Consider the following 5469-nt stretch of genomic DNA (forward strand, 5'->3'; position numbering starts at 1 on the left):
AGCCGGGAGCCGGGAGCCGGGAGCCGGGAGCCGGGAGCCGGGAGCCGGGAGCCGGGAGCCGGGAGCCGGGAGCCGGGAGCCGGGAGCCGGGAGCCGGGAGCCCGCTCGGGCCGCGATGCCCTGAAGGCGTCCTTCATCGCGCCGGACGTACCGAAGGTGCCCTTCAGCTCACCTAATGCACTGAAAGCGCCCTTCAGCACTCCCGAGCGCTGATCACGCACCGCAACCGACGCGGATCGCAGAGCGACCAGAGTGCCGCGGCGAGACACCGTGAACCCCACCAATACCGGCGAACGCTGACCCGTCCGCTACCCGGCGCCGCGTCAAGACTCCGTATGTGGGACTGGTCATGTCTCCTACCTGTGACTTTGTGCCTGCGTTCACAAGTGGACTACCGTAGACCCATCGCCTCCGCGCGGCCCGGCATCAAACCGGACTCCCGCCGCCGGGTCAAGAGCCAGTTTCGTACGGTTGTGGCGATGGCCGGAGCGGTACCGGACGCACGGTCGGAAATCGCGGTGAACAGGAGTGCCAGCGTGGTGACACAGCGGGGGCGTGGTGACGGGTCTACGCCACCCCGGGCGTCCCGCCGCCGGGACAACCGCGACGGCCGGGCCACCCCCGACGCCGACAACGCGCCCACCGCGGAGATCCCCGCCGTGCCCGGCACCAACGGCAACGGCGGCACCACCGGCGACGGCGGCGAGGCCAGGGCGAAGTCGATCCCCGAGGCCGCGGTCGCGCGGCTCGCGGTGTACCTGCGGGTCCTTTCCGGACTGGCCGAGCAGGGCGCGACGACGGTGTCCAGTGAGGAACTCTCGCAGGCCGCCGGGGTCAACTCGGCGAAGCTGCGCAAGGACCTCTCCTACCTCGGCTCCTACGGCACCCGCGGCGTCGGCTACGACGTGCAGGTCCTGGTGAGCCAGATCGAGCGCATCCTCGGCCTGACGCGCAAGCACCGCGTCGCCGTGGTCGGGATCGGTAACCTCGGCCACGCGCTGGCCAACTACGGCGGGTTCCCCGGCCGCGGCTTCCCGGTGGAAGCGCTGTTCGACCTCGACCCGGACCTGATCGGCGTGCCGGTCGGCGGGCTGCCGGTGTCGCATCTGGACGAGATCCCGCAGGTCTGCGCCGAGCGGCAGATCTCCATCGGCGTGATCGCGACGCCGCCGACGGCCGCGCAGTCGGTGTGCGATCTGCTGGTCGCGGGCGGTGTCCAGTGCATCCTGAACTTCGCGCCGGTGGTGCTGCAGGTGCCGCCGCACATCGAGGTCCGCAAGGTCGATCTGGCGGTCGAGTTGCAGATCCTCTCCTTCCACGTGGCCCGGCGAGCCGATCACGCCCTGGGCAACGGCGCGGCGGGCGGTGACGGCCATAACGGAGAACAGGGGGCCCGCCCCAGTGCCGACAATGGCAAGGCTGGTGCACTCTCGAGGGGGAAGAGTGCTTCGGGTAATGGGCGCGCCGGGACGGACGGCGGGCGGGGAATGGTGGTGCGCTGATGAGCGTGTTGGCAGTCGGGCTTTCCCATCGCAGCGCGGAGCTGAGCACGCTCGAGCGGGCCGCGGTGCCCGCGCACGAGGTGGTCAAGGTCCTGCACGAGCTGCAGCAGGCCGAGCACGTCAGCGAGGCGATGCTGGTTTCGACCTGCAACAGGATCGAGGTCTACTCGGTCGTCGAGACGTTCCACGGTGGCCTCAACGACATCTCCGACGTCCTGGCCCGCCAGGCCGGGATGGAGCCCGCGGACCTGTACGACAGCCTGTACGTGCACTACGCGGGCGCCGCGATCGAGCACATCTTCTCGGTGGCCTCGGGGCTGGACTCGATGGTCGTCGGGGAGACGCAGATCCTCGGCCAGGTCCGTTCCGCCTACGCCACGGCGCGTGAGGCGGGCACGGTCGGCCGCACCCTGCACGAATTGGTCCAGACCACGCTGCGGGTCGGGAAGCGCGTGCACTCCGAGACCGGCCTGGACGCGCTCGGCGCGTCGGTGGTCTCCGAGGCGCTGGCCGCCGCGGGCGAGATCGAGGGCAAACACGCGCTGATCGTCGGCGCCGGCTCGATGGGCGCGCTCACCGCGTCCCAGCTGCGCAAGGGCGGCATCGGCGAGATCACCGTGGCCAACCGCACCGAGGCCAACGCCCAGCGCCTCGCCGCGTCCGTCACCGAGGCCGGGATCCAGGCCCGCTCGGTGCCGCTGGCCGACGTCGCGCGCGCGGTCGAGCTGGCCGACGTCGTGATCTGCTGCACCGGCGCGCAGGACGCCGTCTTCACGCCCGAGCACGTCACGCCCCGGGACGGCCGCGCGCTGGTCGTCTGCGACCTCGGCCTGCCGAGGGATGTCGACGCCGCGGTCGGTGAGCTGGCGTCGGTCACCGTGGTGGACCTGGAGACCATCCAGCGCCGCATGCGGGAGGCGGGCACCCCGACCACCGAGAAGCAGACCGCCAAGGCCACCGGCATCGTGCTCGACGAGGTGCGTGACTACCTCGCCGGACAGCGCAGCGCCGAGGTCACCCCGACCGTGACCGCACTGCGCCGTCGCGCGGCCGAGGTCGTCGACGCGGAGCTGCTGCGGCTGGACAACCGGCTGCCCGACCTCGATTCGGGTGTCCGCGAGGAGGTCGGCCGCACGGTCCGCCGGGTGGTCGACAAGCTGCTGCACGCGCCGACGGTGCGGGTCAAGCAGCTGGCCGCCGAGACGGCCGACACCGACTACGCCAACGCGTTGCGCGAGCTGTTCTGCCTCGACCCGCAGGCCCCCGCGGCGGTGGCACGCCCGACCGCGCAGCAACCACCAGGGAAGAACCAGTAAGTGACCAGAGTCATCCGCATCGGGACGCGCGGCAGCAAGCTGGCGCTCGCGCAGACCGGAACCGTCGCCGAAACGCTCCGCAAGGCGGGCGCCGAGGTCGAGATCGTCACCGTCACCACGCCCGGCGACCAGTCGTCGGCGCCGATCCCGCAGATCGGCGTCGGGGTGTTCACCTCCGCGCTGCGGGAAGCGCTCCTGCGCGAAGAGGTCGACGTCATCGTGCACTCCTGCAAGGACCTGCCGACCGCGCCCGAGCCCGGGATCACCCTCGCCGCGATCCCGCCGCGCGAGGACCCGCGCGACGCGCTGATCGCCCGTGACGGGCTCACCCTGGGTGAGCTGCCGCCGGGTTCGACGGTCGGCACCGGTGCGCCGCGGCGCACCGCGCAGCTGCGCGCGCTCGGGCTCGGTTTGGAAATCGTGCCGATCCGAGGCAATATCGACACCCGCATGCGCAAGGTCACCGACGGCGAGCTGGATGCCGTGGTGCTCGCGCGTGCCGGCCTGGTGCGTATCGGGCGGGGCGGGGCGATCACCGAGACCCTCGACCCGATCCAGATGCTGCCCGCTCCCGCGCAGGGGGCGCTGGCGGTGGAGTGCCGGGACGGGGACGTGGACGTCGAGCGGCTGCTTTCGTCCACAGTGGACGATGAGGGCACGCGGGCCGCGGTGACGGCCGAACGGGCCATGCTGGCCGCGCTCGAAGCCGGGTGCACCGCTCCGGTGGGTGCGCTCGCCGAGATCGTCGAGGACCTCGACGCCGAGGGCGCGGTCGTGGAACGGATCTCGCTTCGCGGCACCGCGGCCGTCGAGGGCGAGAACGGGTCGGTGGACATGCTGCGTGCCTCGGTGCTCGGCGACAAGGCCGAGGCCGCGCAGCTGGGCCGGACGCTGGCGGCCGAGCTGCTGGACCTGGGTGCCGGAGCGCTGCGCGGCACCGCGCACTGACCGACCCCGAGAGAACGACCAGCCGTACTGGAGAACTGCGGCCGTGCCCGAGCGCGCACGGCCGTCCAATGAGGAGAAACGCACAGATGACCCCCGCGCGTAAGACCACCGGGCGCGTCGCCTTCGTGGGCTCGGGCCCCGGTGACGCAGGACTGCTCACCGTCCGGGCCCAGGAACTGCTGGCGAAGGCCGAGGTCGTGGTGACCGACCCCGACGTCCCGGCCGGTGTGCTGGCCTTCGCCGCCGAAGGTGCCGAGGTACGCCCGGCCGTCGGCGAGGCGGCCGACGTCGCCAAGGACCTGACCACCGAGGCGAAGGCGGGGCGGCTGGTCCTGCGCCTGATCGCCGGTGACCCGCTGACCAGCCCGGCCGTGGTGGCCGAGGTCCAGGCCGTCGCGCGCACCAGCGCCGTGTTCGACGTCATCCCCGGCGTCTCGCCGAGCGCCGCCGTCCCGGCCTACGCGGGGATCGCGCTGGGCGGCACGCACACGGAGGTCGACGTCCGCGGTGACGTCGACTGGGCCGCGCTGGCCGCCGCGCCCGGCCCGCTCGTGCTGCACGCGACGTCGAGCCACCTGGCCGAAGCGGCGTCCGCGCTGGTCGAGAAGGGCCGGCCGGCGAGCACCCCGGTCGCGGTGACCGCGAACGGCACCATCAACACCCAGCGCACGCTGGACACCACCTTGGAGAAGCTCGCGGCCGACGCCGGCGAGCTGGTCGGCCCGCTGATCGTCACGATCGGCCAGGCCGCGGGGCAGCGCTCGAAGCTGTCGTGGTGGGAGTCGCGCGCGCTGTACGGCTGGAAGGTCCTGGTTCCGCGCACCAAGGAGCAGGCGGGCGAGATGGCCGAGCGGCTGCGCGGCCACGGCGCGACCTCGCACGAGGTGCCGACCATCTCCGTCGAACCGCCGCGCAGCCCGGCGCAGATGGAGCGTTCGGTCAAGGGCCTCGTCGACGGCCGTTACCAGTGGATCGTGTTCACCTCGACCAACGCCGTCCGCGCGGTGTGGGAGAAGTTCGAGGAGTTCGGTCTGGACGCCCGCGCGTTCTCCGGGGTGAAGATCGCCTGTGTCGGCGAGTCGACCGCGGCCAAGGTGCGCTCGTTCGGCATCATCCCCGAGCTGGTGCCCGAGGGCGAGCAGTCCAGCGAGGGCCTGCTCGCCGAGTTCCCGCCGTACGACGACGTCCTCGACCCTGTCGACCGCGTGCTGCTGCCGCGCGCCGACATCGCCACCGAGACGCTGTCCGCCGGGCTGCGCGATCGCGGCTGGGAGATCGACGACGTGACGGCCTACCGGACCGTCCGCGCCGCCCCGCCGCCCGCCGAGACCCGCGAGATGATCAAGACCGGCGGTTTCGACGCGGTGTGCTTCACCTCGTCTTCGACCGTGCGGAACCTGGTCGGTATCGCGGGCAAGCCGCACGCGCGCACCCTCGTCGCGTGCATCGGCCCGAAGACCGCGGAGACCGCGGTGGAGTTCGGGCTGCGGGTCGACGTCCAGCCGGAGAAGGCCGACGTCCCGCACCTGGTCGACGCGCTCGCCGCGCACGCCGCGAAACTGCGTGCCGAGGGCGCGCTGCCGCCGCCGCGCAAGGCCAAGCGCGCCCGCCGCAGCTAAGAACGGGCTGAAGGGGACTTTCGTCTCGTAGGACGAGCTGAAGGGGGGGGGGTGAGCCCACGGCAGCAGTGAAAAGACCGCCGA

General features: G+C 72.4%; 4 protein-coding genes. All 4 read left to right on the forward strand.

Going from position 1 to position 5469, the window contains the following annotated elements; genetic code table 11:
- Positions 1-536 precede the first annotated feature (536 nt).
- Positions 537-1502: a redox-sensing transcriptional repressor Rex gene (locus ACFWX1_RS44585; protein ID WP_378395982.1), complete on the forward strand. Its 966-nt coding sequence runs from the start codon at positions 537-539 to the stop codon at positions 1500-1502.
- Complete coding sequence (locus ACFWX1_RS44590; RefSeq protein ID WP_378395983.1) at positions 1502-2818, forward strand: glutamyl-tRNA reductase; 1317 nt, start codon at positions 1502-1504, stop codon at positions 2816-2818. The genes ACFWX1_RS44585 and ACFWX1_RS44590 overlap by 1 nt, the downstream gene beginning before the upstream one ends.
- On the forward strand, positions 2819-3766 hold the full coding sequence (gene hemC, locus ACFWX1_RS44595) for a hydroxymethylbilane synthase (RefSeq protein ID WP_378395984.1): 948 nt from the start codon (positions 2819-2821) through the stop codon (positions 3764-3766). It begins immediately after the preceding gene.
- Between the two features lie 86 nt (positions 3767-3852).
- Positions 3853-5385, forward strand: coding sequence for a uroporphyrinogen-III synthase (locus ACFWX1_RS44600; protein ID WP_378395986.1), 1533 nt, complete (start codon positions 3853-3855; stop codon positions 5383-5385).
- Positions 5386-5469: the final 84 nt, after the last annotated feature.

The sequence above is a fragment of the Amycolatopsis sp. NPDC059021 genome, from assembly GCF_042739895.1.
GTDB lineage: Bacteria > Actinomycetota > Actinomycetes > Mycobacteriales > Pseudonocardiaceae > Amycolatopsis.

Bases quoted from the DNA above. Each gene is read 5' to 3' on its own strand.
- ACFWX1_RS44600 (WP_378395986.1), top strand. From the start codon at position 3,853: ATGACCCCCGCGCGTAAGACCACCGGGCGCGTCGCCTTCGTGGGCTCG.
- ACFWX1_RS44590 (WP_378395983.1), top strand. From the start codon at position 1,502: ATGAGCGTGTTGGCAGTCGGGCTTTCCCATCGCAGCGCGGAGCTGAGC.